Source organism: Colwellia sp. MB02u-10 (assembly GCF_014077185.1).
Classification (GTDB): Bacteria; Pseudomonadota; Gammaproteobacteria; order Enterobacterales; family Alteromonadaceae; genus Cognaticolwellia.
In genome coordinates, this window is record NZ_JACGVK010000061.1 from 1 (window position 1) to 1,179 (window position 1,179).

The 1,179-nt window shown below is 37.7% G+C and carries 1 protein-coding gene; it reads right to left on the reverse strand.

What is annotated here, in order from left to right; translation table 11 throughout:
- Positions 1-254: 254 nt before the first annotated feature.
- Positions 255-986, reverse strand: a complete 732-nt coding sequence (locus tag H4J59_RS01395; RefSeq protein WP_182236173.1) for an RES family NAD+ phosphorylase — start codon at positions 984-986, stop codon at positions 255-257.
- Between the last annotated feature and the right edge of the window lie 193 nt (positions 987-1,179).

Consider the following 1,179-nt stretch of genomic DNA (forward strand, 5'->3'; position numbering starts at 1 on the left):
GAAAACCGACGAATTTACTTGCTTCATCTAGTGCGTTAACTCATTTAATTTTATAAAGAATAAATTATGGCTCTTTTTTTGAGCAGGGATCAGTGTTTTTAAACTTGACGTGGGGAGTCATACCAGACGCCCAATTAACGGGCTAAGTAATGGTTGGCTAAAATTGTGTAGCGAAGCGAAACGTAGCCAACTGTTACGTGTCCTTGTTGATTTTCTTGTTATGTGTTGCTAAGTTCCGTAGCCAAAGTAGATCTCTAATATAACTTTTCGAAGTCAAACTTAACCTTAGTTACTTCAAATAAATCACACTGAACAACTTCCGCATCATTTAAATTGAAAAGAACATAATTGCGCCCTTTAGCTATAGAGCTTTTGTAAATGATCCCATCATATCCTTTCGATTTGATAAGCTCCGATATTATTTGTGTCGGTACATACTCTGATTTGGAATCAGATTCCGCCACAGGCCAAGAAAAAGCAAAATCCATAGCAGCCCATACTGCCTTTATTATTTCGTCAGCAGAAGGCTCATTGAAGAAAAAGTATGGGAACTGTTCAGAATCTGATGACTCTGAAAAATCTATAAATTTGAGCTCTCTTACCAGCTTCAATTTCCCGAGACTCACAACTAAACTAGGCCAAGGCCTAATTTCATGTATTGCTGTCTCAGCATCTGCTGCAACATATAAACAGGGAATCCCTTTAGTGTTTGCTCGTCCATCAGATGAATGTTCTGCATCAGGCTTCATTCGCTTAAATGTGTATGGAACACGCTCATCAATGTGGAAATCTGGTGAAGCCACATTGTGTGATCCAGCCTGTGCGCGCCATACCATAGTTCCAGCACTTAGTTTTCTTACTTTGGTTTTGCATGTATCTAAGATTGAAGCTAGAAACTCTCGGGAATTATTATCAAGTGGATCTTGAGGCCTAGCTGATGTTTTACTAGAAAATCCCGAGTAGCTCAGCCAAGATTTGAAGCTCATATTGACTCCTAAGTTAACAGCAACACATAACGCCGCATTAAGCGGACTAAAATCCCACTTTCAACAAGGGTGAATGTCCAACTAATGAATATTTATTCAAATTAATATACATAACTTAATATTAACATTCAACACGTTAATTTTACTTTTTGAATATAGCGATGTAGAAAGACAGATTAAATCCCGCTTTATA